Source organism: Actinopolyspora xinjiangensis (assembly GCF_900104475.1).
Classification (GTDB): domain Bacteria; phylum Actinomycetota; class Actinomycetes; order Mycobacteriales; family Pseudonocardiaceae; genus Actinopolyspora; species Actinopolyspora xinjiangensis.
Window position 1 is genome coordinate 132,617 of sequence record NZ_FNJR01000006.1, and the last position, 24,733, is coordinate 157,349.

General features: G+C 69.3%; 19 protein-coding genes. 11 read left to right on the forward strand and 8 right to left on the reverse strand.

Features of this window, described 5'->3' with window-relative positions:
• Nucleotides 1–80 precede the first annotated feature (80 nt).
• The 6 genes from BLQ75_RS11105 (at nucleotide 81) to BLQ75_RS11135 (ending at nucleotide 6,226) form a co-directional block, all read left to right on the forward strand.
• Nucleotides 81–1,580 carry a CoA-acylating methylmalonate-semialdehyde dehydrogenase gene (locus BLQ75_RS11105; protein ID WP_092601346.1) on the forward strand — a complete coding sequence of 500 codons (1,500 nt, stop codon included), beginning with the start codon at nucleotides 81–83 and terminating at the stop codon, nucleotides 1,578–1,580.
• Between the two features lie 166 nt (nucleotides 1,581–1,746).
• Complete coding sequence (locus BLQ75_RS11110) at nucleotides 1,747–2,928, forward strand: acyl-CoA dehydrogenase family protein (protein WP_092601348.1); 1,182 nt, start codon at nucleotides 1,747–1,749, stop codon at nucleotides 2,926–2,928.
• On the forward strand, nucleotides 2,925–3,983 hold the full coding sequence (locus tag BLQ75_RS11115; RefSeq protein WP_092601350.1) for an enoyl-CoA hydratase/isomerase family protein: 1,059 nt from the start codon (nucleotides 2,925–2,927) through the stop codon (nucleotides 3,981–3,983). The genes BLQ75_RS11110 and BLQ75_RS11115 overlap by 4 nt, the downstream gene beginning before the upstream one ends.
• A 56-nt stretch (nucleotides 3,984–4,039) precedes the next feature.
• Nucleotides 4,040–4,927 carry a 3-hydroxyisobutyrate dehydrogenase gene (gene mmsB / locus BLQ75_RS11120; protein WP_092601352.1) on the forward strand — a complete coding sequence of 296 codons (888 nt, stop codon included), beginning with the start codon at nucleotides 4,040–4,042 and terminating at the stop codon, nucleotides 4,925–4,927.
• 434 nt (nucleotides 4,928–5,361) lie between these two features.
• Complete coding sequence (locus tag BLQ75_RS11130; RefSeq protein ID WP_092601356.1) at nucleotides 5,362–5,637, forward strand: hypothetical protein; 276 nt, start codon at nucleotides 5,362–5,364, stop codon at nucleotides 5,635–5,637.
• Between the two features lie 250 nt (nucleotides 5,638–5,887).
• Nucleotides 5,888–6,226, forward strand: coding sequence for a barstar family protein (locus BLQ75_RS11135; RefSeq protein ID WP_092601576.1), 339 nt, complete (start codon nucleotides 5,888–5,890; stop codon nucleotides 6,224–6,226).
• Nucleotides 6,227–6,546: 320 nt separating this feature from the next.
• Here BLQ75_RS11135 and BLQ75_RS11140 read toward each other — a convergent pair whose 3' ends face one another.
• Entirely contained in the window at nucleotides 6,547–7,323 is a 777-nt protein-coding gene (locus BLQ75_RS11140; RefSeq protein ID WP_092601358.1) for an enoyl-CoA hydratase-related protein, read from the reverse strand.
• Nucleotides 7,324–7,504: 181 nt separating this feature from the next.
• Complete coding sequence (locus BLQ75_RS23430) at nucleotides 7,505–7,678, reverse strand: hypothetical protein (RefSeq protein ID WP_170837437.1); 174 nt, start codon at nucleotides 7,676–7,678, stop codon at nucleotides 7,505–7,507.
• 90 nt (nucleotides 7,679–7,768) lie between these two features.
• Here BLQ75_RS23430 and BLQ75_RS11145 point away from each other — a divergent pair, with 90 nt between their 5' ends.
• The 4 genes from BLQ75_RS11145 to BLQ75_RS23035 all read left to right on the forward strand — a co-directional run bounded on the left by BLQ75_RS11145 (nucleotide 7,769) and on the right by BLQ75_RS23035 (nucleotide 11,473).
• Nucleotides 7,769–8,401 carry a type IV toxin-antitoxin system AbiEi family antitoxin domain-containing protein gene (locus BLQ75_RS11145; protein ID WP_244515443.1) on the forward strand — a complete coding sequence of 211 codons (633 nt, stop codon included), beginning with the start codon at nucleotides 7,769–7,771 and terminating at the stop codon, nucleotides 8,399–8,401.
• Nucleotides 8,402–8,403: 2 nt separating this feature from the next.
• Nucleotides 8,404–9,183 carry a nucleotidyl transferase AbiEii/AbiGii toxin family protein gene (locus BLQ75_RS11150; RefSeq protein WP_092601360.1) on the forward strand — a complete coding sequence of 260 codons (780 nt, stop codon included), beginning with the start codon at nucleotides 8,404–8,406 and terminating at the stop codon, nucleotides 9,181–9,183.
• Nucleotides 9,184–9,711: 528 nt separating this feature from the next.
• Nucleotides 9,712–11,049 carry an RHS repeat-associated core domain-containing protein gene (locus tag BLQ75_RS11155; RefSeq protein ID WP_092601362.1) on the forward strand — a complete coding sequence of 446 codons (1,338 nt, stop codon included), beginning with the start codon at nucleotides 9,712–9,714 and terminating at the stop codon, nucleotides 11,047–11,049.
• 175 nt (nucleotides 11,050–11,224) lie between these two features.
• Nucleotides 11,225–11,473, forward strand: coding sequence for a hypothetical protein (locus BLQ75_RS23035; RefSeq protein WP_139182957.1), 249 nt, complete (start codon nucleotides 11,225–11,227; stop codon nucleotides 11,471–11,473).
• 32 nt (nucleotides 11,474–11,505) lie between these two features.
• On the opposite strand, the gene BLQ75_RS11160 is transcribed toward BLQ75_RS23035, so the two are convergent.
• From BLQ75_RS11160 to BLQ75_RS11170, 3 genes are all read right to left on the reverse strand, one after another.
• Nucleotides 11,506–11,742, reverse strand: a complete 237-nt coding sequence (locus tag BLQ75_RS11160; RefSeq protein ID WP_092601364.1) for a hypothetical protein — start codon at nucleotides 11,740–11,742, stop codon at nucleotides 11,506–11,508.
• A 127-nt stretch (nucleotides 11,743–11,869) separates the two neighbouring features.
• Nucleotides 11,870–14,281, reverse strand: coding sequence for an ADP-ribosylglycohydrolase family protein (locus BLQ75_RS11165; RefSeq protein ID WP_244515464.1), 2,412 nt, complete (start codon nucleotides 14,279–14,281; stop codon nucleotides 11,870–11,872).
• Nucleotides 14,282–14,514: 233 nt separating this feature from the next.
• Entirely contained in the window at nucleotides 14,515–19,632 is a 5,118-nt protein-coding gene (locus BLQ75_RS11170) for a type VII secretion system-associated protein (protein WP_139182958.1), read from the reverse strand.
• Between the two features lie 667 nt (nucleotides 19,633–20,299).
• On the opposite strand from BLQ75_RS11170, the gene BLQ75_RS11175 reads away from it, so the two are divergent.
• A complete protein-coding gene (locus tag BLQ75_RS11175; protein WP_092601366.1) occupies nucleotides 20,300–21,235 on the forward strand; it encodes a DUF5818 domain-containing protein in 936 nt (311 codons plus the stop codon).
• Between the two features lie 340 nt (nucleotides 21,236–21,575).
• On the opposite strand, the gene BLQ75_RS11180 is transcribed toward BLQ75_RS11175, so the two are convergent.
• From BLQ75_RS11180 to cysD, 3 genes are read right to left on the reverse strand one after another with little or no spacing between them, the layout of a single operon-like run.
• Nucleotides 21,576–22,334: a sirohydrochlorin chelatase gene (locus BLQ75_RS11180; RefSeq protein WP_092601368.1), complete on the reverse strand. Its 759-nt coding sequence runs from the start codon at nucleotides 22,332–22,334 to the stop codon at nucleotides 21,576–21,578.
• A gap of 16 nt (nucleotides 22,335–22,350) precedes the next feature.
• On the reverse strand, nucleotides 22,351–23,706 hold the full coding sequence (locus BLQ75_RS11185) for a sulfate adenylyltransferase subunit 1 (RefSeq protein WP_211481310.1): 1,356 nt from the start codon (nucleotides 23,704–23,706) through the stop codon (nucleotides 22,351–22,353).
• Complete coding sequence (cysD, locus tag BLQ75_RS11190; RefSeq protein WP_170837446.1) at nucleotides 23,706–24,650, reverse strand: sulfate adenylyltransferase subunit CysD; 945 nt, start codon at nucleotides 24,648–24,650, stop codon at nucleotides 23,706–23,708. Before cysD ends, BLQ75_RS11185 begins: the two co-directional genes overlap by 1 nt.
• Nucleotides 24,651–24,733: the final 83 nt, after the last annotated feature.

Consider the following 24,733-nt stretch of genomic DNA (forward strand, 5'->3'; position numbering starts at 1 on the left):
ATGATTGGACTACCAAAAGTTTGGCTTCCAAGCGCATAGCGGGAGTCGGCGACCGGTGCGAGGGAAGGGTGCGTAGCGGAATGACCACCGAGCTGGAGCACTTCATCGACGGCAAACGCGTCACGGGGACCTCGGGGGTCCACGACGACGTGTTCGATCCGAACACCGGAGGCGTGCAGGCCAGGGTGCCGCTGGCCTCCGCCGGAGAGGTGGACGCCGCCGTGCGCAACGCCGCCGAGGCGCAACGCGAGTGGGCGAGCTGGAACCCCCAGCGCAGGGCGCGCGTGCTGATGAGGTTCCTCGAACTGTGCCGCGACGAGATGGACTCGCTGGCGCGGCTGCTGGCCTCCGAACACGGCAAGACGGTGCCCGACGCCAGGGGTGACGTGCAGCGCGGGCTGGAGGTCGTCGAGTTCGCCACCGGCATCCCCCACCTGCTGAAGGGGGAGTACACCGAGGGCGCCGGCGCCGGCATCGACGTCTACTCGATGCGCCAGCCACTGGGGGTCACCGCCGGGATAACCCCCTTCAACTTCCCGGCGATGATCCCGCTGTGGAAGGCGGCCCCCGCGATAGCCTGCGGCAACTCCTTCGTGCTCAAGCCGTCCGAACGCGACCCCTCGGTACCGTTGCGGCTGGCCGAGCTGTTCATCGAGGCCGGGCTGCCACCCGGAGTGCTCAACGTGGTCAACGGCGACAAAACGGCGGTCGACGCGCTGCTGACCCACCGGGACGTGGCGGCCGTCGGCTTCGTCGGCTCCTCCGACATCGCCGAGTACATCTACTCCACCGCCACGGCCCACGGCAAACGCGCCCAGTGCTTCGGCGGCGCGAAGAACCACATGATCGTCATGCCCGACGCCGACCTCGACCAGGCAGTGGAAGCCCTGGTCGGCGCCGGGTACGGCTCCGCGGGGGAACGCTGCATGGCCATCTCGGTGGCCGTGCCCGTCGGTGAGCCCACGGCCGAGGCCCTGGTGGAAAAGCTCACCGAGCGGGTCAAGGGGCTCCGCATCGGGACCAGCTTCGACGACTCCGCCGACTTCGGCCCGCTGGTGACCGCGGCCGCCAAGCAGCGGGTCGACGACTACATCGAGCTGGGGGTCGAGGAGGGCGCCGACCTGCTGGTCGACGGTCGCGGCTTCCGGATGCCCGAGCACGAGAACGGCTTCTTCACGGGTGCCTCGCTGTTCGACAACGTCACCCCGGACATGCGGATCTACAACGAGGAGATCTTCGGCCCCGTCCTGTCCGTGGTCCGCGCCGCCGACTACGAACAGGCGCTTCGACTGCCCAGCGAGCACCAGTACGGCAACGGGGTGGCGATCTTCACCAGGGACGGCGACGCCGCCCGCGAGTTCGCGGGACGGGTCGACACCGGGATGGTCGGCGTCAACGTTCCCATCCCGGTCCCGATCGCCTACCACACCTTCGGTGGGTGGAAGCGTTCCGGTTTCGGCGACCTCAATCAGCACGGTCCGGACTCCATCCGCTTCTACACCAGGACCAAGACCGTCACCTCCCGCTGGCCGTCCGGCCGGAAGGAGGAGGCCAGCTTCACCATCCCGACCATGCACTGAGCCGCTCCACCACGAGCTCGTGGCCGTCCACGGCGCGCCGCGTCCGCGCCACCGGTGGTGATCCCACCGGCGGCGCGACCACCACGGACGGCCCACCGGCGGGGCCCGCCACCGCGAGAGGCCCCGGCGCCGCGATCCGGCGTCCCCGATCGAGCAGGAGTCCCACATGACCGCTTCCGTGATCGCATCCGAGCCACCCCGATCCCCGTTCGCGCTCACCGACGACCAGCGTGCGCTCAAGGAAACGGCGGGTGAGTTCGCCGCCGAGCGCATCGCTCCCGAGGCGGTGCGGTGGGATCGGGACAAGCACTTCCCCGTGGACGTGCTGGCCGAGGCGGGCCGGCTCGGCATGGGCGGCATCTACGTCGACGAGCAGTACGGCGGCACCGGACTCAGCCGGTTCGACGCCGCGCTCGTCTTCGAGGAACTGGCCACCGGCTGTCCCACCATCGCCGCCTACATCTCGATACACAACATGGTCGCCTGGATGATCGACGCGTTCGGCGACCAGCGGCAGCGCGAGCAGTGGTTGCCCGAGCTGTGCGCCATGCGCAGCCTGGGAAGTTACTGCCTCACCGAACCCGAAGCGGGGTCGGACGCGGCGGCGCTGCGAACCAGGGCGGTGCTCGACGGGGACGAGTACGTCGTCAACGGCGTCAAGCAGTTCATCTCGGGCAGCGGCTACTCCGACGTCTACGTGGTGATGGTCCGCACCGGGGAGTCCGGTTCCGGAGGTATTTCCACCCTCGTCATCGACGGTCGCAGCGAGGGGATCTCCTTCGGCCCGGAGGAGAGCAAGATGGGGTGGAACGCCCAGCCGACCAGGCAGGTCGTGTTCTCCGACGTGCGGGTTCCGGTGCGCAACCGGCTCGGGGAGGAGGGCATCGGCTTCCGCATCGCCATGTCCGGGCTGGACGGCGGCAGGCTCAACATCGGCGCGTGCTCGTTGGGAGGGGCGCGCGCGGCACTGGAACGGAGCCTGACCTACGTGGGGCAGCGCTCCGCCTTCGGCAGCAGGCTCGGCGACTTCCAGGCGCTCCGGTTCAAGCTGGCCGACATGGCCACCGAGCTGGAGGCCGCCCGCACCCTGTTGTGGCGGGCCGCCGCCGCGCTGGACGCAAAGGACCCCGAGGCGACCAGGCTCTGCGCCATGGCCAAACGGCTCGCTACCGATAGCGGCTTCAACGTGGCCAACGAGGCCCTTCAGCTCTACGGAGGTTACGGCTACCTTTCCGAGTACGGCATGGAGAAGATCGTTCGCGACCTGCGGGTGCACCAGATCCTGGAAGGCACGAACGAGATCATGCGACTGATCATTTCCCGCGGACTGCTGGAGTCGAACCAATGACAACTCACGCCGCCGAACAGCAGCAGGTGCTGCTCGACGTGCAGGGACACCTCGGGCGCATCACGCTCAACCGGCCGAAGGCGCTCAACTCGCTGACCATGGAGATGGTCACCGCGGTGCTGCGCGCGCTGGAGGAGTGGCGCTCGGACGACCGGGTGCGCACGGTGCTCGTCGAGGGCGCGGGAGAGCGCGGCCTCTGCGCGGGCGGGGACATCCGAGCCATGTACGACGCGGTCAAGGCGGGCGAGCCCGAACTCACCGAGCGGTTCTGGGCGGCCGAGTACCGGATGAACGCCGCGCTGGCGCACTATCCCAAGCCGGTCGTGGGCATCATGGACGGCATCTGCATGGGCGGCGGTGTCGGGATCTCGGCACACGGCTCGCACCGCGTGGTCACCGAACGCTCCAAGGTCGGGATGCCCGAGGTGGGGATCGGCTTCGCCCCCGACGTGGGCGGTACCTACCTGCTCTCCCGCGCACCGGGCCGGCTCGGTACCCACATGGCGCTCACCGGAGCCCCGGTCAGCGGTGCCGACGCGATCCACTGCGGGCTGGCCGACCACTACGTCGACAGCTCCGAACTCGACGGACTCGTCAACGCCCTCACCGAGGGGGAGGCGTCAGCCGTGCTGGACAAGTACGGCACCTCGGCCCCGGAGTCGGGCCTGGCCGCCGCCCGGCCCTGGATCGACGAGGTCTACGCCGCCGATTCCGTGGAACGGATCCTCACCGAGCTGCGCTCCAGGAACGAACCGGAGGCCGGGGAGGCGGCCGAGACCATCGCCACCAAGTCCCCCACCTCGTTGAAGGTGACGCTGCGCGCGCTGCGCTCGGCGGCCGAGCTGGGCTCCCTGGAGGAGGTGCTCGACCAGGAGTACCGGGTGTCGCTGGCCTGCGTGCACCGAGGTGACTTCCTGGAGGGGGTGCGCGCCACCCTCGTGGACAAGGACCGCTCCCCGGCCTGGTCGCCGGGCCAGCTGGAGGATGTGGGCGAAGAGCACGTCGCGGCGTTCTTCCGGCGCCCCACCAACGGGGACCTCGGTCTGTCCGGCTGAATCCGCTCCACCCCGGTTTTCGTGACAATGTCGGCTCGCGAGAAAGGTAATCGACCATGGCGGTCATCGGATTCATCGGGTTGGGGCACATGGGCGGCCCGATGTCGAGGAACTTGGTCAACGCCGGGCACACCGTGCGGGGGTTCGACCTGTCGCCGGAGGTGGTCGGCCGTGCCGCCGACCAGGGGGTGACCACGGTCGAATCCGCCGCGGCGGCGGTCACCGGTGCCGACGCCGTGATCACGATGCTGCCGGGGGGCAAACAGCTGCTGGACTGCTACGATGAGTTCCTGGCCTCGGTCGGGCGGGGGACGCTGCTGATCGACTCCTCCACCGTGGACGTGGCCGACTCGCGTAGGGCCCACGAGCTGGCGGCGGGGGCGGGGCTCGACGCGATCGACGCTCCCGTCTCCGGGGGCACGGCGGGTGCCGAGGCGGGCACGCTGACCTTCATGGTCGGCGGTTCCGAACGGGCCTTCCAGACAGCCCAGCCCTTCCTGGAGCCCATGGCGCGGAAGGTGATCCACTGCGGGGGTGACGGCAACGGCCAGGTCACCAAGATGTGCAACAACCTGATGCTGGCAGCGGCCATGCTCGGCACCGCGGAGGCCTTCGTGCTGGGAGAGAAGCTCGGTCTCCCGCACCAGGCGCTCTACGACGTCACCTCCGTGTCCACCGGGCAGAGCTGGTCGTTGACCACCAACTGCCCCGTGCCGGGCATGGTGGAGACCAGCAGGGCCAACCACGACTACGAGCCCGGCTTCGCCGCGTCGCTGATGCTCAAGGACCTCAACCTCGCCGTCTCGGCCGCCGAGCAGAGTGGCACCGACACCGAGGTGGGGCGGTTGGCGGCGCGGATCTACGACCGGTTCAACTCGGAGGGCGGCGGTGGGTACGACTTCAGCGCCGTGATCGAGTCCATCCGGCGCCACTCCGAAAGCTAGCTTCGGAGTTTCATTCCTGTCCGGTTGCTTGGGTGGTCGGTTGGCGGAACCTCCGGCACGGCTCTCGCCGCGGGCAGGCCCGACATCGGGTAGCGACCTACACAACGTCGGGCCTTCCTCGCGAGAGCCGCACCGGAGAACCCGCGGCGGTGCCGGTGGCGAGAGTGGTCGGAGCTCGGCCTGCGGGAGTAGTCGGAGTGCGACTTGCGAGGGTGGTCGGAGCTCGGTCTGCGGGAGTGGTGGGAGTTCGGCGCGGGTGCGAGGGGCGAGCGTCTGGTCGGGATCGACGCGACCGAGTACGGCAGCCGATTCACGTCCGATCCAGGAGTACCCGGCTGGACCGGTCCAGTGAGTCTCGGTACTGCGGGCCGTTCCGTCGCCCGGGGTGCCCGGCGCACGCTGGAACCACCCTGGGAGTACGCTGACGGTCCGTGATGGGCGAGCTGGTCGCGCTGTGGGACGGAGCCGAGTCGTGGCTCGTGCTGCTTCCCTACCCGTTCCAGGTGGCGCTGGTACTCGTGGTGCTCGTGCCGCTGTGCTGGCTGGTGGCGCGGCTCGTCGACCGCATCGTCGACGAGATCTCGGCCAAGGCCAGCAGGGTGCGCGATGCCGAGCCCCCGCTGCGCAGCCGGGAGCGCTACGAGCGCCGTACCGGCGACGGGAGCTCCGGGCACCACCACGTCGTATCGGGGCAGCAGGGTGCCCCGTGACCACGGACCGTTCGGCGGGAGGCGAGGGTGAGTTCGCGCGCTCGGATCACCGGCACCCTGGTGGTGCTGCTCGCGTTGGTGGTTTTCGGCTGGCTGGTTCGGTACGTCGACGTGATGTGAGCGTCGTGGACTCCAGTCACCGATCCGGCAGGATTGAATCGCACGGTTGGTCATGATGAATGCCGCAGGCTTCCTGAAGCGACGCACCAGGAAGGACACGTCAGTGGTCGAGCCCGCCCCGTTGCCCGTCGTGGGTACGACCGAACAAGCGGTCGAACAGGCCCGTTCGGCGGGTGCCTACGCCCACGTCGTCGACGGGAGCGAACTGGTCAGCAAGCGCACGATGCTGGACGCGATCGCGGCCCAGCTCTCGTTCCCCGAGTGGGCCGGGCGCAACCTCGACGCGCTCTACGACTGCCTGATCGACCTTTCCTGGCTTCCGAGAGGGGAGCACGTGCTGGTCTGGTCGAGCCACCGGGTGCTGGCCGAGCACGACCCCAAGGCGTACCGCGGTATCGGTTCGGTGCTCGTCGCCGCGGCGCAGGAGTCCGGTGAACGAGTTTTCCGCGCCGTCTGCACTACGGACTGAGCGCACTCGGCCGCTCGGTTTGCCGGGCGGTGCGGGTGGCGGAACCTCTCGCACGGCTCTCGCTGCGGGTCCGGCGACATCGGGTAGCGATCTACACAACGTCTCCGGCGTCCTCGCGAGAGCCGCACGGGAGAACCCGCGGCGGTGCCGATTACGTGCGTGGTGATTCGGCGCTCGCGCGCCGAAGAACACCATCGCTCGGCTCTCATCCACGTAACGGGACCTCGGTGGGAGCCAGTGGGACTGAAAGGTGCTGCGCAGGACGTACGGGAGAACGGGGACGCCGCGAGCTTCCGAGCGGGCGACGTCCCCGCCGGGGCTCAGTCCCGCTCGGGTACCCAGTTGGGGGAGCGCTTCTCGGCGAAGGCCCGCATGCCCTCCTGCCCCTCCTCACCGGCGAAGTGCTCGGCGGACAGGCGCAGCATGTCGGCGAAGTTCCCGTCGAGGTCGTCCGGGCGCGGTCGGCGCAGCATCTCCTTGGTGGCCGCCATGGCGTTGGGGCCGCCCCTGGCCAGCATGTCGAGGTAGCGTTCCACGGCGCTGTCCAGCTCCGCCTCCGGAACGGCCGCGTTGAGCAGGCCGATCGCCTCAGCTCGCCGTGCGTCGAAGGTCTCGCCGGTCAGGAACAGCTCGTGGGCCTGCCTGGCGTGCAGCCGGGGTAGCACGGTCACCGAGATCACCGCGGGCACGACCCCGATGCGGACCTCGCTGAACGCGAAGGTGGCCCCCTCCGCCGCCACGGCGATGTCGCAGGCGGCCACGAGCCCGATGCCGCCCGCCCGCGCGGGACCGCCCAGTTTGGCCACCACCGGTTTCGGGCTGTTCCAGATGCGCTCCAGCAGGCCGGGAACCTCGTTGATCCCCTGGTTCTCGGCGCTCTCCGAGCGGGACTCCTTGAGGTCCATGCCGGCGCAGAAGACCGTGCCGGTGTGCGTCAGCAGGATCACGCGGACCGCCTCGTCCGCGATCGAGCTCCGCAGCGCTTCCAGCAGTTCTCCGCGCAGCTGCGCGGACAGCGCGTTGCGGTTGTGCGGTGAGTCCAGGGTGATCGTGGCGATGCCGCCTGCCACCTCGCGGTGCACGAGTTCGTCAGCCATGCGCCGCAGCCTAGTCGGGCTCGGAAGGCGTCACTACGGTGTGCGCGTCGGAACGAGCCGGTCGCTGCCGGTCGGGTCAGCCGGAGCACGGCCGTGGGATCGAACCCTCGGGCGGAGGACGCGGTGCGGCGACCGGTGATCCCGGTGTGCCGCACCGCGCCGGTGTCGCCGGGCGTTACCGTCACGTCCGGAACGCGGAGGGCGAGTCCCCGGAGACGGGGTCGGTGTCCTCCGCCGAATCCTCCGGACCGTCCTGATCGAGCTCCTCACGCAGGATCCGGTCGATCGTGTGGTTCGCCCGCCGCAGCGACAACACCACCCAGACCGCGCCACCGAGCTTTGGCTGAAGCCGCATGCTGGTTGGGTCCAGCGCGAGTATGCCAGTGGCGCAGCTATGCTTGTGTGTGGCATGAGAGTAGGCTGTTAGCCTACGGAGGTGACGGTAATGGCACACATCACGGCGCGCGTGCCCTCACTGCTGCTGCGGGGGTCTTCCAGGGTGTTGCGGCCTCGCGACGCTGCCGGTGTGTATGTCAACCCGCGTCCTGAGTTCGCGCGGCTGGCCCGTGCCGGGGCGTTGCACCGGTTGGCGACCGGTTATTACGCCGTGGTTCCCGATGATCAGCTCGACCGGGGCTGGATTCCCGAGCTGGAGGCGGCCGCGCTGGGTATCGCGGTCGCTGACGTGGGTATCGACTCGGTCGCGCTGATGGGGTTGTCCGCCGCCCGTGTTCACGGGGCTGTCCCGCGGGCACTGGGGGTTGCGGTCGTGGCTGCCACTCGTCACCGGCCGACGTTGCGTTTGGCCGACCGCGAGGCCACCGTGCGTTTCGTTCGTCGTCGCGTAGCCGCCCTGGACGTGCAACGCCACACCAGCGAGCTGGGCCAGGGGTGGGTCACCACGGTCGAACAGACGGTGCTCGATCTTGTCGCCCGCCCCGATCTGGGGGGGCTGCCCGAGCAGGCCCGTGCCGCCGCCCACGATCTGTTGGACCGTTGTGATCGTCGACTGCTGGATGAACTGGCAGTCGGACAGCGCCGCCAAGCCAGCCTTGCCCGTCTACTTGAAGTCGTCTGACCATGCTCGATCCTCAGGAGGAAGCCGCCGTCGCCGAGCAGTTCGGCGTGGCCCGCGCCCAGGTGCGCCGGGACCATCTCATCTCCCACCTGCTCGCGGCCATCAGTGACCGGCTGGCCGATGAGGTCGTCTTCTTCGGCGGCACCGCACTCTCCCGCACGTTGGCCCCCGAGGGGCGGCTGTCCGAAGACATCGACCTCATCGCTCGCAGCGGTCGCAGCAGCACAGCCGAGGTGCTCGAGACGACCCTGATTCGCGGGACCCGGCGCGAATTCCCGGGGCTACGCTGGCAACCGGCACTCACCTCGGTCCGCGATGTGACGCCCGCCGTGCTCGTCGCCCCCGAAGGCCCGACCGTGCGCGTGCAGCTGCTGAGCTCCACCGGTTATGCGCCCTGGCCGACCGAGCGGTGCCGGCTCGTGCAGCGTTACAGCGACGCTGGACCCGCCGTGCTGCGTGTGCCTACCGCAGCCGCCTTCGCGGCCTGGAAAACCATCGCCTGGGCGCACCGCGCCACCTCACGAGATCTCTACGATCTCTGGCTGCTCGCCCGTCTCGGGGCCATCACCACCGAGGCGGCGGAGCTGTTCACACGCTTCGGTCCCACCAACAGGCCTCCGTCGAACGCGCTCTTCACCCACGCCCCCGACGAGGAAACGTGGCAGCGAGAACTCGCGGGGCAAACCCACCTCGACATCACCGCGCACGCCGCCCTCGCCCACGTACGCGACGCCTGGCTCGACGCCCCATCACAGGAAAACCACGGCGGAAATGCTCGGTGACCACTCGCGGACAACGCGTCATCCATCCAGCCGCACCCGGGACGACAGTGCGCAGCTCGTCTCTCCGACCCACCCTGCCGGGGACAAATTTTCCGAGGTGTGACGTTCGGGAGTCCGCTCTCCGGGCGGCTTGTCTCTCGTCGGCGAGCCGATCGGCCATTCGTGGGGCCAGTATTGGCCGTAACAGCCCGGTGAGCTCCTTGTGCCCGGTCTTGTCGCGGGGTGGGAAGGTTTTCTCGTGCCTCGGTGGTGCCGGCGAATCGTGATCCGGGACACTGATACTTGTCCGGTGCGTTCGCTTGCGCGCCACGCTGACTTTTCGCTCGGTCCAGGCGTCGATCAGGTAAAGGGCCCACGGAACTCCGCGGTAGTCAGAGCTCACTCCTGCCTCGTCTCGACCAGGGCGGGTTCGAGCAACCTCATCGGCGGCTCAAGTCGGTGCTCGTGACGCTTTTCCGTTTTTGCGTTGCATCACTGTGGGAAACCCCGAACGCCACGACAACGTTCACTTATCTGCGCGCCGGGTTGATGACGGAGAAGAAGCGTACCGCCGGTTCTTCGACGGAAACCGTCTCGTACGAGTACGACCCGGCGGGCAACCTGGTCTCGATGACCGATCCGAACGGGGAGACCAGCTACTCCTACGACGCCGGTAACCGGCTGATCTCCATGACCGACGCGAGCGGTCAGACCACGACATTCGGCTACAACGCAGCTGATCAGCGCACCAGCGTCACGTTCCCCGGCACCGGTAAGCAGATCACGACCTACGACGCCGCCGGGCGACAGACCGGCATCACGGTCACCGGCACCGACGGTGCCACGAAGTTCGAGACGAGCTACTCCTACGCCGCGTCGGACGGTTCGGACACCACCCTGCTGCAGTCCCGGAACATCGACGGCACCGGCAACAGCTACGACTACGACGCACTGCGACGCGTCACTTCCAGCGGATCGGGCAGTGGTTCGTACGGTTACGACACCGCCTCGAACATCACCAGTGGTCCGAGCGGAACGAGCTACACCACCAACGCCGCCGACCAGCTCACCCAGAAGGGAGACACCAGCTACAGCTACGACGGGGCCGGGAACCTGACCGGCAGCAGCAGCGGGGCGAGCTACGAGTACAGCGCGACCAATCAGCTGACCAGCGCGCAGCTGCCCTCGGGAAGCATCGACAAGGCGGTCTACGACACCACGGACCAGGCCACGCCCCGTTCCCTGACCGAGACCACCGACGGCGACACGGTGCGACACGTGTTCACCCACACCGCGGTGGGGATCACCAGCATCGCCGACAACGGGCAGCGCACCGGTTACTTCCGTGACCCATCCGGAAAACCGATCACCGAGGCCGGACCGGACGGTACGCGCTACAACGCGATCACCGATCAGCGTGGCACGGTGCTGGCGTTGCTGGCCGAGGACGGCACCATCGTGGGGAGTTACGAGTACGGCACCTACGGTGAGACCATCGTCAGTGGGGAAGCCGCCAAGGAGAACCCGTTCCGCTACACCGGCGGGTACCAGCTCGACACCGGTGACTACATGTTCGGCCATCGTTACTACGACACCGACACCAAGCGGTTCACCCAGACCGACCCCAGCAGGCAGGAATCGAACCTCTACGCCTACGCCGAATGCAATCCGACCAACAAAACCGATCCTAATGGGCTTATATGCCAGCACGACCCCATTTATAATAATCCGGCGCTCAACGGGGATGAACTTACCTGTGGAACCTACTCCTTGGGGTTCGCGTCGCTGGGCTTGCTTGCTGAATTCCACCCGATCAGCAGTAAGGCGAAATATCTCACGAGGGTTATTGCGGTCTCTGGGGCTGCTAATGGTGTGATGTCATGCTAGTCTCTTTCGTGTGATCCAATAATCCCACTGGTTGCCTGCCTTGTGTTTGATCAGGGCAGGCTCCAATTGCTTTGACGACCCATGGTTGGTGAGTATTCTGGTGTCGTTGAGCGCTGTATCAGCATGGACGGCTCGATGCTCGCTATGTGATTTACTTACGTGTTAGGTTTCTGTGGTGAAAAAGTTTGTTTCTTCGGTGAAAAAGTGGGCCAAAGAACCGGATGACCCGGGTAGTGTTGATTACTTGCTGTCTGGTGGTGCTTTCTATTTTTTGGTGGCAATTTTCTTTTGGTGGGGGTCGATAAATTTTGAGGAAGGTTCGAAGTACAGGCTGTTTGCGATAGTGTTTACGGCGATGGTGGCCGCCGTTTTGATCCGTTTTTCCGCAGCAAGGATAAAGAGAATTATAAAAAATAAAAAATGAAGATAAATTTCGGCAAATTTTGTCGTCCGAAATTATTGGGGGATCGCTCGTGGGGAAGTTTTTCCGTTTTTGCGTTGAATCGCTTTGGTGGTGCCCAGGAAAATCAGGGAGATGCATCCGGACAGCAGCGTCGCCAGCGCGATGAGCGACCACCAGGGTGCCTTGTCCACGGGACCGAGCGTCCACTCCGCCAGCAGGGGGAAGAGTGCTCCTACGGCGATCATCAGGAAGAGGTGGATCCGGTTCGTTCCGCGGTTCGTTCGCCGCATCGTTCGGAGCGCTCCTGCCGTGTCGCCCTGTCGCCGAGCCGCCCGTGGACAGCGGCCCGGTTCCCGTGAACGGTGATGGTAACTCCAATGCTACCGGTACCGCGTCCACTCCGGAGATTCCCGCCGTTCAGGAAGCGGGGTAGCGCTCGAACCACTCCGGGGTCTCCGGCGGGTTCGGGCCGAACTCCAGGCAGCCCTCCTCGGCGAGCGTTCGGACGGTTTCGCCGAGTTCGAGCTGCTGCGTCCAGTGCTCGGGGATCTCCTCGTCCGCCGACATCGCCAGCAGCGCGCCCGTCACCGCGCCGCACACCCCGCTGTTGCCGGAGTGGTTCACGGCGGTGCGCAGCCCGGCCGCGAAGTCCCCCTCGGCCACCAGCGCAGCGTACAGCCCGATCGCCAGCGCCTCGGCCGCGTTGAAGCCCGTGCCGAGGGTGCGTTCCAGCCGCTCCGGTTCGACGACGCCGGACTCGGCGAGTCTGCGGGCGGAAGCGATCCTGCTCGCCACGGGATCGTGCTCCGGGTGCCGCGACAACTCGGACTCGGCGGCGCCCACGGCCTCGGTGAGCCCCTCGCCGCGGGCCAACCGCGAGACGATCACCCCCAGCGCACCCGCGCTCAGCCGGGCGGTGGCGTGCCCGTGGGTGAGCGCCGCGGCCTCGGTGGCCACCCGGAAGGTCTCGTCCGCCCGGGGAGTCCAGAGCATCGCCGGGACCGCCCGCAGCAGCGCGCTGCTGCCGTCCGAGTCGCTGATCGGCTCCTCCGGCGAGCCCATGCCCTGCTGGCCCTTCGCGAAGGCGATCAGCGTGCGCATCATGGTCCTGCCGGGGCTGCGGGTCTGGAACAGTCCGCGCAGCCCCACCAGCCAGCCGTCCGGTTCGGGCGCCACCGAGAGGAACTCCCCGGCGGCGCGGGGCCAGCTCAGGTGCTGGGTGTGCAGCCACCGCTGGTAGGCGTGCTGCACGTGCCGCGTGGGGCGCGGCACCCCGCCGAGCGTGCGGCGGGAGACCCCGGCACGGATGGTTCCCTCCAGCGTGAACAGCAGCAGCTGGGTGTCGCTGCCGATCCGGCCGGAGGGGTGCCCGGCGGGCACGTACTCCCGCAGTCCCTCCTCGCCGTAGCGGTCCCTGATCTCGCGCCAGCTGTCCCCGGTGACGGCCCCGCCCAGTGCCTCCCCGACGGCGCACCCCAGCACGGCCCGCGCGAAACGCGGTGCCCACGCCGAACCGGCGAGACCGGCAGCGCTCTCGCCGCTCCCACCGGCATCGTCCTCCTCCCAGCCGGAGAGCTCGGCGGAGTGCTCCTCACCGGCGGCGGGGAGCCCAACCGGATCCGGTCCGAACTCGGCGATCGCGGCCTCGGCCACCCGTTCCAGCAGCGGAGCTATCTCCGGCGTTCCGGGCGCGGAACCGGTCACCTCCTCCGGACCGCGCAGCGCGCCGAGCAGCTGGCCGCACAGCGTCGCGGCGGTGACGACGTCGCCGTCGTGGCTCGCGGCGAGGCGGATCGCCGTCGCCGGGTCGCCGGAGGCCGACAGCGCCGCGCGCAGCGCGATCGCGAGCACGCCGCTGCCGGTGCCGCCGTCGGCGGCCGCCACCAGGTTCCCACCGGTGGGCAGCGTGTTCGCAGGATGGAAGCGGGCCAGTCGCACCGCTTCGAAGAGCTCCCCCGAGATCTCCGCGTGGGAGCACTGCTCGATCGCGCGCTCCGCTGCTTCCGCCAGCCCCGCGCCGCGCAGCAGCCGGGACACCAGCACGGCGAGCACTCCGGCGGGCAGGTGGCCCCTCGGCCCACCGTGCGTGGTGGCCGCGATCTCGCTGCCGAGCCGGAAAGCGCTCCGGTCGTCCTCGGCCCAGAGCGCGGCGACCGCACCCAGCGGCACGGCTGCGGCCGCCTCGACACCGTTGCCGGGGTGCTCCGGAGTCCCCGGTGCCCTGCCCACGTCGAGCCGCGCCAGTTCCGCGAGCATCACGGGATCACCACCGCCGGAACCCACCAGCCTCGGATCGTTCGGCAGCCGATCGCGGGACGGTTCGGACCCGGAGCGCTCGACGGGGGCATCGACCGGAACCCCCCGGCTGCGCAGCCACCGCCGCTGACCGGCCAGCACCGCCCGCGCCGGATCGGCCCGCCCTCGTACCCGCAGCTCGGCGTGGGCGTCGGTCAAGCCGTCCAGCGCGCACAGCAGCGCGGCGGTGCGCTCCGTGCCCCGCATGTCGTGCCGCGCGGTGGTCTCCCCGATCGCGGCGCCGTGGAGCATCCCCAGCAGTCGTCCGGGGGAGCGGGCGACGAAGCCGTCCGCGTCGAACAGCCCGCCGGACATCCCGGAAGCCGGTCTCCCGGTCGGTGCGGTGCCGTCCGCGAGCCGGTGGCGCAGCCCGGTGGCCCAGAGAGGAGTGCTCGCGGACTCGGCCACGAGTTCCCGCCACCGCCGCACCAGCCACGACGAGGGGGCGGCCGTCATCTCCGATTCGGCTCTCCGGGAGCGCGAGGCCTCGCGCTCCCGGAGAGCGGTCAGTAACCGCTTCTCGTCGTCTTCCATATCGTCCACGGCACCCGTGATCGTAGTCTGCTCGCGTTCGACCGGTCACCACAGCGGGGTGGAAAGCGCTCGAATCCTCGCGAGCCGGTTCGCCCGGCCACCACGGGCACGAGTCGAACCCGATTCCGAAGTCCTCTCGGGACTGTTCGGGGAGGACCTCGGAATCGTTACACCATCCTCTCGCGGTTCTCCGGGACCGCCGGAACCCGGCGGGCGGCCGAGGTGCCCGGCACTCAGCTTCGCTCGTCGTCGGCGACGTAGGCGCGCGCCCAGGAGGGGAGCTTGCCCTCCGGGGTGATGGCCGGAACGTTCCGCCGGTCGGCGAGCAGTCTGTCCAGGATCTCGCGCACCTCCAGCCGGTCCAGCCACTTCGCGGGCAGGGCGCCGCTCCCGCGTGAGACACCGAGCACGGCACCGCAGATCGCGGCGGTGGCTGCGCTGTTGCCCGCGTGTCCTGCCGCCAGCACGACGGCGCGCCGCCATGAGTCCGGGTAGGACAGTGCGGCCAGCACGCCGATGCCGAGCGCGCCGGGGCCGTACCACCCCGTTCCCAGCGAACGCAGCGTTTCCGGGGTCGGCGTTCCCCGCCGGGCCAGTCGCACGGCCGAGCGCAGTGCCTCGCCCGTGTTCTCGGCGCCCGCGTACTTGTCCAGCTCGGCAAGGACCGTCCCCACCGCGTCCGCCAGCGGTTCGCCCCGCAGCAGCGCGTTGCTCAGCGCCGCCAGCGCCCCGGCGGGCAGGTAGCCGTCCGGAGAGCCGTGGGTGAGCGCGGCCGTTTCCGCGCCGAGGGTGAAGGCCGTTCCGACATCGGGGGCGAACAGTCCCAGCGGAGCCGCCCGCGCCGTGGCCAGGAACCCGGCGTCGTCGTTGGGCGGATCCGACGGGCTCGGGACGCTTTCCCGGGTGTGCGCCTCGGCCAGGGCGGCGGTACCCGCGTGGTCCGGAAAGCGCTGGGCGTTGAGCTCGGAGCACCGTGAGAGCCAGTCGGTCGTGGCCGGTGGCTCCACGGCCACCCCCTGCGTGCTGAGCCAGTGGCGCAGCGCCTCGTGCACGCTCGCCACGTGGGTGGTCTCCGCCGCGTGACGCCGTTCGAGCACCTCGGCGCGGATCGTTCCCGCCAGCACGAAGGCCAGCTGCTGGGTGATCGCGGTGCCGCGCCCCCTGCCGCCGAACGCCTCTGCGAGCTCGATCGATTCGGCCCGTTCCAGCCGGTCGGCCCGGCCGAGTATCCAGGGAGCGGCGAACGCGTCACCGCAGGCCGCTCCCAGCACGCAGCCCGCGAGCCTCTCGTCGAACTCCAGCCGCAGCGGGGTCTCCCGCACCAGCACCTCGGACCCGGCGGTCTCCTCGGACCGCTCACCGAACAGCAGTGCTGCCCGTTCCGCGCCGAAGGCCCGCACCGTGAGCTCGCGCAGTTCCCCGGCGAGCTCCGCCGGAACCTCCTCGGGGGAGTCCCGCAGCTTCCGCCACGCCGTGAGCAGCCGCGTCTCCTCCTCGGAGAGGTCCTCTTCGGGGAGTGCGTCGTCGGCGTCTTCGGACTCCTCCGGGGCTCCGTCCGTTCCCCGAGTCGGCGGGACCGTCGGGGAGGGGGTTTCCCCGCGGTCCTCTTCCGCCGGGGTGGTCTCGGCACCGTCCTCTTCCTCGGTGGTGGCCCCCTCCTCCCGCCGCTCGCTCATGCCGGTTTCGCGCTCCTCGCCGGTGTTCGCCGAACGCTCGGTGGTGCGGCGGTCCTCCTCGGCCACGGTGCTGACCGGTTCGTCCGCATCGGTCTGGGGGTCGGTGTCCTCGAACGAGGAGATGTCCGTCGCCGCGAAGTCCGCCGCCGTCGCGAACTCGGTCGCCGACCGGGAACTCCCCTCGGGCGCGGTGATCCCGGACGGGGTCTCGCTCCCGTCCGGCGCGGTTTCGAGGGAGGTGTCCCGTCGTTCGTCCTCGTGGTGCTCGGACCGCCCGGTCTCCCCGGCCTCGGGCTCGGCCTCCGCCGTGCTCGTTTCTTCCGTTCCCTCCCGGACTGGTTCGAGCTGTTCCTCACCCGCTTCGGGGAGAGCGGACGGCTCTTCGGCGTCGTGGTCTCCCGACGCCTCGGCCAGCGCTCCCGCCCGCAGCGGCCACCTCGGCGATGTAGCCGAGGCGCTCCCCCGATTCGGGACGGGGTAGCGCCGCTGCCACTCCGATTCGGGGGGTGTACCGGTGCCGAACTCCAGTTCGGCGTCCCGCGCGAGCCGTTCGATCACTTCGCGCAGTTCCAGCGCCGCCAGCCACTCCGCCGGAATCCGTTCGGCGGACAGGGCGCTGCCCATGATGTTGCCGCAGACGGCGGCCGTGGAGTCGCTGTCGCCGGAGTGGTTGGCCGCCAGCCGGACGGCGTCGGCGAACGAATCCGGATGGCTCAGCGCCGCGTAGACCGCTATGGCCAGGGCTTCCTCACCCACCCAGCCGCCGCCGAGCTGCTGTTCGATCACTTCTGGGCCCGGTGCGCCCAGTGAGACCAGCTCGCGCGCCCGCAACAGGCAGTCGGTGGTCTCCTCGTGCCCGTCCCAGTTCGACAGGTGGGACATCGCGGTGTCGAGGGCCTGCCGCAGTGTGTCCCCCTCCAGCAGCCTTCGGACCAGCACGGCCAGGGTTCCGGCGGGCAGGTAACCGCTGGGGTGACCGTGGGTCAGCACACCGGTCTCCGCTCCGATGCGGAAGACCTCGGCGGGGTCGGCCGACCACAGCGCGGCGGGGGCGGCACGCATGACCGCGCCACACCCCTTGGAGTCGTTCAGCGGGTTGTCCATCGAGCCGGGAGCCCTGCCCGCCGCGAAGCCGTGCAGCGCCTTCACGCAGGTGGTTCCCGGAGCGCGCCTGTTGAACAGTTCCTGCTGGGAGAGCAGCCAGCCGTCGGGCTCGGGGCAGCCGGGGCCGGTGACCTGCTCGCCGTCGAAGCCCTGCGTGTACAGCCAGCGCTGGTAGGCGTGCTGGACCAGCTCGACCGGATCGGTGGCGAGGCCGCGACGGAGGCTGTGACCGGCCCGGACGAGCCCCTCCATCGTGAACAGCGTCATCTGGGTGTCGTCGCTGATCCGGGCCGGGGCGTCGGTCCGCTCGAAGCCGGTGATCCCCTCGGGGCCGAATCGCTCCCGGATCGTGCGCATCGACTCGAACTCCACCGCGTAGCCCAGCGCGTCACCGACCGCTCCGCCCAGCAGGCAGCCGAGCACGGGTTCGCGTGCCGCACCGGTCGTGGCGCGGTCGTGCCCGGCGGACACCTCGCTGCCCGTTGTGGACGGTGTCTCCGTCTCCGCTCCGTTCTCCGGGGGTGTCCCGGCGGGTTGGTCCACTCCTCCGGTCTCTTCGGACGGTTCGTCGGGGGAGTCCGTCTTCTCGTCCGGCGCGGCGTGATCCTCGGCGCTCGCCGCGAGCACCGCGGGGAAGCCGGTGCTGAACGGCAGTTCGGAGGTGTCCCGCCGTCCCGGGTACCGCTGCCGCCACGTGGGATCGTCCGGTGGCTCTGCGGTGAACTCCAGCATCGCGTCCCGAGCGAGGCTCTCGATCGTCTCGCGCCCTCGCAGGTCGCGGAGCCAGGTCCCCGGCAGGGCCTTCCCGCCGTACCGGGCCCCCGCCAGAGCGCCGCAGATCGCTCCCGTGGAGTCGCTGTCCCCGGAGTGGTTGACGGCCAGCAGTACCGCGTCCGCGAGGCTTTCGGTGCTCAGCAGCGCGCAGACGGCGATGGACAACGCCTCCGGCCCGCTCCACCCGCCGCCCAGAGCGTCCTTGATCCGCTCCGGGGTGGGGCGACCGTGTTCGGCGAGGTTCACCGCCGCCGCGAGCGCCTGCTCGGTGGCGGACTCGGCCACGTGTTCGGACAGCACGCGCCTGGCCTCGGCCAGCGCCTCGTACGGCGTGGTCCCGTGCAGCAGTTCGCGCAGCAGCACCGCGAAGGTCCCGGCGGGCAGGTAGCCGTCCGGCTCGCCGTGGGTGAGCGCGGCGGCGCAGGCGGCCAGTTCGAACACCTCGTCGGCGTCGTCCGACCACAGTGCCGCCCCGACCCCGCGCAGCACCGCACCGTGGGTGCCGGAGTGGTAGAGCGGTCGCTCGATGGTGCCCGGCACTCCCGAGGAGGCGAACTCGCGCAGCGCGCTGATCGAGCTGCTGGCCGGCGAACGCACCGCGAACAGCTCCGGCCGTTCCACGAGCCAGCCGTCCGGTTCGGGGTGGGTCGTCGCGAACGGGCCCGCTACACGCGCCCAGGAGTACCCCTGGCTGTGCAGCCAGCGTTGCAGCGCCAGCTGCACCGCCGGCAGTGGTGTTTCCGCGACCCCATGGCGCACCGCGATGTGACCGCGGAGGAACCCTTCCAACGCGAACAGCATCAGCTGGCTGTCGTCGGTGAACGAGCCCTGCTGCTGTCCGTCGCGGTCGTAGTCGGTCACCCCTGCCGCGCCGTAGCGGTTGCGGATCTGCTCCACCGGGTAGAACTCCACCGGGGCTCCGAGCGCGTCACCCGCCGCGGCGGTGAGCAGGCTGCCGAGCAGGCGCCCTCCCCACTCGTCTGGTTCGGCTTCCCCGGTGAGCTCCCCCGTGGAGTCCGCCACCTGGGCCGTGGTGTTCCCGGCGGGAGTAGGAGGTGGGGGCGTCGGGGAAGTTTCGGAGGGTGGCTGTGCGGCCGTCGATCTCGCCGGAGTGGCGGGTGGAGGAGTGGGGGCCGGTTGGGGTGATCGCTGGTGGGTCCCGACGTCGGTGAGCACGGTGGTCGCTTCCGCACCGTTGCGCGGTGCGTTCGCGTGGGTCTGGAGCGGGATTCCGGCCGCCCGGATCAGGTCCTCGCAGGGAACGCGTGCCTTGGCGGGGCTGAGCGGGTTCACCTGTAGATCGGTGCCGACCGGTCGCAGCTCCGCCAGGGTCCTGCCGGACATGCGCTGCCAGCTGGTCCAGTTGTGCGGTAGGTGCCCCTCGGAGGTGAACACCTGCAGCTGGTTGCGCCCCGACTGGTGCTCGAAGGTGAACAGCCCTTCGCCCTGGGGTTGGGCGAACAGGATGAGTTCGGCCTCCAGCAGCGCGCCGAGCAGGGTTTGCGAGGGCGCGTAGCCGGTAGTGGTCAGTTGCAGCGCTCGTTCCACGTCGTTGGTGGGAGCGGGCAGCCGCAGTGCCACGGGGGAGGGGCGGTAGTTGGGGTTCGGGGAGAAGTCCGAGGTGATTTCCCCGTGCTCGTCGACGCGGAATCCGCCGATGAAACCCCACGGGGGCACTTCCGCGTTGGGGTCGGTGAAGATCGGGTCCACCACGTACAGCCAGCTGTTCGGCTGTTGCGCGGCCTGTTCCCGCATCGCGGGTGTGATCACCGGTCGGCTAGGTTGCTGGCTGTTCATCTCCCCCGTTGCTCCCCGTTTCCGGCTCGTGGTTTCACAGGGTTCGCCCTGCGGCTTCCCGGTGGTCGGTTATCCGCCGGAACAAGCACTCGGCAGGTTGTGACGATCGGACGCGACGCGTCGGGCGATCGGTTCCGAGGTCTCTCCGTACGATCGTTACTGTCTCATGACCTCATGGAGTGAATTTCGGTATCTCCTGTTTACCAGCCGTGATGTGTTGTTCCTGTTCGGTGTTCGGTTCCCTGGGTGGGAGCCCACGTGCGTTCCACGGACGACGGTGTTCGTTAGTGGGTCGGAGCCGCCTTCCAGCGGGGCTCGTGCTTCTCGTTCCGAGAGCCGGGTGTATCGCCGGGATCGTTCCGAAACGCGCGGGGGAGTTCGTCGTGGTGCTCCGATCAGGTGTGAATTCATTTCGAAAATGGTGGTGTGGGAGGTCTCGAAGGTGGGTAGCTACACCACCGAGCGAGGGTGCTCCGTCGCGCAGGGCACGGCGGACGCCGTCTCGTCCTCCTCGAGACCCGTCGGCTCTGGTCCGTGCCGGGCAGGCGGGGACGTACGACTCGATACGAATCGGTGACCCGTTTCGGGACAACCCGAACTCCGCCGCGGCGTCTCCCGAGGCGAAAGGATCATCGAGCGATCCCGAACGAAAGGTGGCTCGACAAGGATGCGCAAGACTTTCGCGATAGCGGCGGCGATGCTGACCATGCTCGGCGGCCTGGGCAGCGCCGCCGCAGTGGAGAGGTCCGGCTCCGAAGCGCAGTCACCCCGGGGTGGCCACCAGAGCCAGGAGGGGCTGTTCACCAGCGCCACCGGAATCCTGGTGCGTGACGACCAGGGCTATGCCCTGGAGGCAACGGACGACGGCACGAGCTATCGGCTCACCGGGGCACCGGGAATGCTGCTGCCCTACGCGGGCGATCGGGTCAAGGTGACCGGAAGCGAGCCCGGGCGGGACTCGGAAACCGAGCGGCTCGCCGTCAGAACGGTGGAGCCGGTCGCGCGCGGCGAATCGTTGCCGCGGCGCGGCACCACGCGACTGAACTTTCGGGTGAGCACCGACGGTGTCATCAGCGGCAGTACCACGTTCTACGGGTTGTTCGGCACGCCCGGGCCCGATCCGCGCGGCGAGGTCGCCGACATCGAGGAGCTGGGCGCGGTCGCGCTGCGCGACGACGACGGTGACGGTGTCTACTCCGCTCCGATCGGCCTGCGCGCCGGGCAACGTGTCGTCGCACGCATCGCCATGGGCAACAGCGTCGTGGGGCCGAGGGAGGTGATCCATCCGCGCAGTGTCGTCCAGCGGGACAACACCGTGGTACTGGACGGTGACACCACCGTCTCCACCGAGTACACCCCCACGCGTTTCTGCGGTGACGTGCCCTTCACCCCGAACTCGGACCACGGTGCCTTCGGCATCAAGACGAACGGAGTGGACTGCGACACCGCTCGCGACGTGGCGGCCGATGCCGAGAACCGAATCGGGCGGGACTACCGCAGCCACGATTTCGAGTGCTCGGCGACCGAGGCGGGCGGCCAGCTCGGTGGCTACGACTACACCTGCCGTGACGAGGAGCGCGAGATCACCTTCTCCGCCTCCTGAACCGGTGTGTGACCGGTGATCGGAGTTCGGCCGGCGCGGGCTTCCGGGCCGGCCGAACTCTCGTTGTGTGCCGTGGCGGTCAACCGGATCTCGGACCGACGGTGCTCGGTACGTGCCCGGTCCGAGGTCGGCGGCGACGAACCGTGATCTCTCGCCGCGCTGGCTCGCTTCTGGTGGAGCTGTTCGCGTGGAGAAAGAGCTAGCGCGTCGGGAAGGTTCGAACGCGCCCGACGGAGCGTGGCCCGGAGGTAGCGGAGACACCGTGCGACGGAGAAGCGCCGTACCCGTCCCGGAGACACGACGGCCGCGCGGGAACCGGTGAGTGCCGTGGGACCGTCTCCTAGGTGGCGTGAGCCAACAACCCGGGCCTCGCGGCCAGCGCCGCCTCGTAGCGCTCGATGACCAGCTCGGCCAGTTCCGGTGCCGCTCCCATCGTGTCCGCCAGCACGGGACGCTCGACGTGTTCGGCGGCCCGTTCGAGTACCCGGTCGGGCAGCCTGCCGGGAGCCAGGAACCACGAGCCGACGGCGAACCGCCGCGCCCCCCACGCGCGCAGTCGCTCCAGTGCGGCGGGGACGTCCGGCTCGGCAGCGGCGGCGAACGCCGCCACGGCCCCCGCCCAACGGCTGTGTCGTTGCCAGACCTCGGCCACCTCGGAGACCAGCCGGTTGGCGGACTCGTGCGCCGAACCGGCACCGGCCAGCACGACGCCGAGTTCCGGATCACCCGGATCGGCACCACCCTCGAGCAACCGCCGCCACGCCGCCTGTCGTAGCCTGCGGTCCGGGCCCAGCACCTCGGCGATCCGTAGCCGCAGCAGTGGATTGCGGCGTTCGGCCTCGCGGGCCGCGTTCGGGATGTCCACGCTCGCGTGGTAGGCGTGGCCGAGCAGCAACGGGACGATCACCGCCTGCCCGCTCCCCTCGGCGTGCAGGGCGTCCAGCACGTCGCCGAGCCCGGGAGCGGACAGTTCCAGGAAAGCGGTCCGTACGTCCAGTTCGGGGCGAACGGAGCGGACCACGTCCAGCAGCTCCCGGATCGTGGCCGCCGAACGTGGGTCACGACTGCCGTGCGCCACCGCGACCAGCGGTGCGTTCATCCGCGAACTCCGGTCGTCATCGAGTCACTGCCGAGGCCAGCGGGTCCAGCGGAACACCGATCAGCCCCGCGGCGAGCGTGGAACCGTCGGAGGGGTCGAGCACGATGAACGAACCGGTGCGCCTGCTGTCGGCGTACGCGTCGATCGGCAACGACTCCGAGGTCCGGAACCGGACCTTGCCGATCTCGTTGAGCTCCAGTCGCTCCGGGGCATCCACACTCGACAGTTCCTGCTCGTCGAACCGGGTGGCCAGTTCGGTGGCCATCGCCTGCACCGTCCGAGTGCCGTGCTTGATCAGCACCTTGGCACGCGGTGAGAGTGGCTTCTCGGCGAGCCAGCAGACCGTGGCGTCGAACTCGTCGGTCACCGAGGGCTGGTTGTCCGCGGAGACGATGACGTCGCCCCGCGCGATGTCCAGGTCGTCCTCGAGCAGCACCGTGATCGAACGTCCGGCCGCGGCGCTCTGTGCCGGTCCGTCCGGAGTGTCCACCATGGAAACCCTGCTGCGTGCTCCACCGGGGAGCACCACCACTTCGTCACCCTCGTTGACGACCCCGGCGGCCACCTGGCCCGCGTAACCACGGTAGTCCGGGTACTCGGCGGTGCGCGGCCGGATCACGTACTGCACCGGCAGCCGGAACGGAACGTCGTGCGGGTCCGGAGCGACCGGGACGGTCTCCAGGTGCTCCAGCAGCGCTGGTCCCTCGTACCAGGGGGTGCGTTCGGAACGCTCGACGACGTTGTCACCGTGCAGCGCGGAGACCGGGACCGTCACCACGTCCTCGTCGGAGTAGCCGAGAGCCCTGGCGTGCCGCGCGAACTCCTGGGCGATGGCGGTGTGCACCGACTCGTCGAAGTCGACCATGTCGATCTTGTTGACCGCCAGCACCAGGCGGGGCACTCCCAGCAGCGCCAGCACCGCGGCGTGCCTCCTGGTCTGCTCCACCACGCCCTTGCGGGCGTCGACCAGCAGCACCGCGAGCTGCGCGGTGGAGGCACCGGTGACGGTGTTCCTGGTGTACTGCACGTGACCGGGGGTGTCGGCCAGCACGAAAGTGCGCTTGCCAGTGGCGAAGTAGCGATAGGCGACATCGATGGTGATGCCCTGCTCGCGCTCGGCGCGCAGCCCGTCCACCAGCAGCGACAGGTCCGGCGTGCTGAGTCCGCGGTCGGCGCTGGCGCGGTGCACCGCGTCCAGCTGGTCGGCCAGCACCGACTTCGTGTCGTGCAGCAGCCGTCCCACCAGCGTGCTCTTGCCGTCGTCCACCGAGCCCGCCGTGGCCAGTCGCAGCAGGTCGGTGTGCACCGGAAGTGCCACTTCCGTTCCGCTGTCCGGGGCGAACCTGGTGAGGGTTTCGGTCTCGTCGCTCATCAGAAGTAGCCCTCTCGCTTACGGTCCTCCATGGCTGCCTCGGACATCCTGTCGTCGGCTCGGGTCGCCCCTCGTTCGGTCAGATGGCTGGCCGCGACCTCGGCGATCACGTCGTCCACCGTGTACGCCTCGGACTCCACCGCGCCCGTGCACGAGCCGTCCCCGACGGTGCGGTAACGAACCGTCTTCTCGTGGACCTCCTCGTCCTCGCGTGGCCCGCCCCACGGGCCGGAGGTGAGCCACATCCCGTCGCGGTGGAAGACCTCCCTGCGGTGGGCGTAGTAAAGCTTGGCGAGTTCGATCTTCTCGCGCTGGATGTAGCGCCACACGTCCAGCTCGGTCCAGTTGGACAGCGGGAAGACCCGCATGTGCTCGCCCGCCCGGTGCTTGCCGTTGTACAGGTTCCACAGCTCGGGCCGCTGCCTGCGCGGGTCCCACTGACCGAAGGAGTCCCGCAGGCTGAAGACGCGCTCCTTGGCGCGGGCGCGTTCCTCGTCACGCCTGCCGCCGCCGAAGACGGCGTCGAAACGGTTCTGCTCGATCGCTTCCAGCAGGGGCTGCGTCTGCAGCGGGTTGCGCGTGCCGTCCGGGCGTTCGCTGAGCCTGCCGTCGTCGATCCAGTCCTGGACCCTGGCCACCACGAGCCTCAGGTCGTGGCGGCTGACCAGCTCGTCGCGGAACTGCAGGACTTCCTCGAAGTTGTGGCCGGTGTCCACGTGCAGCAGGGGGAACGGCACGGGAGCGGGACGGAACGCCTTCAGTGCCAGGTGCAGCAGCACCGTGGAATCCTTGCCCCCCGAGAACAGGATCACCGGGCGATCGAACTCCCCAGCGACCTCCCGGAAGATGTGGATCGCCTCGGACTCCAGCGCATCGAGGTTGTCCACTTGTGGCGGTGCCTCGGATGTCGCCGGATCCTCCGGCAGGTCGAGATTTTGATCCATGATCGCTTCCGTCGTCATCAGCGTGCCCTTACACAGTTACCAGTTCATCCCATCGGGTGATGTCCTGGTGTCGGTCCCGCCCG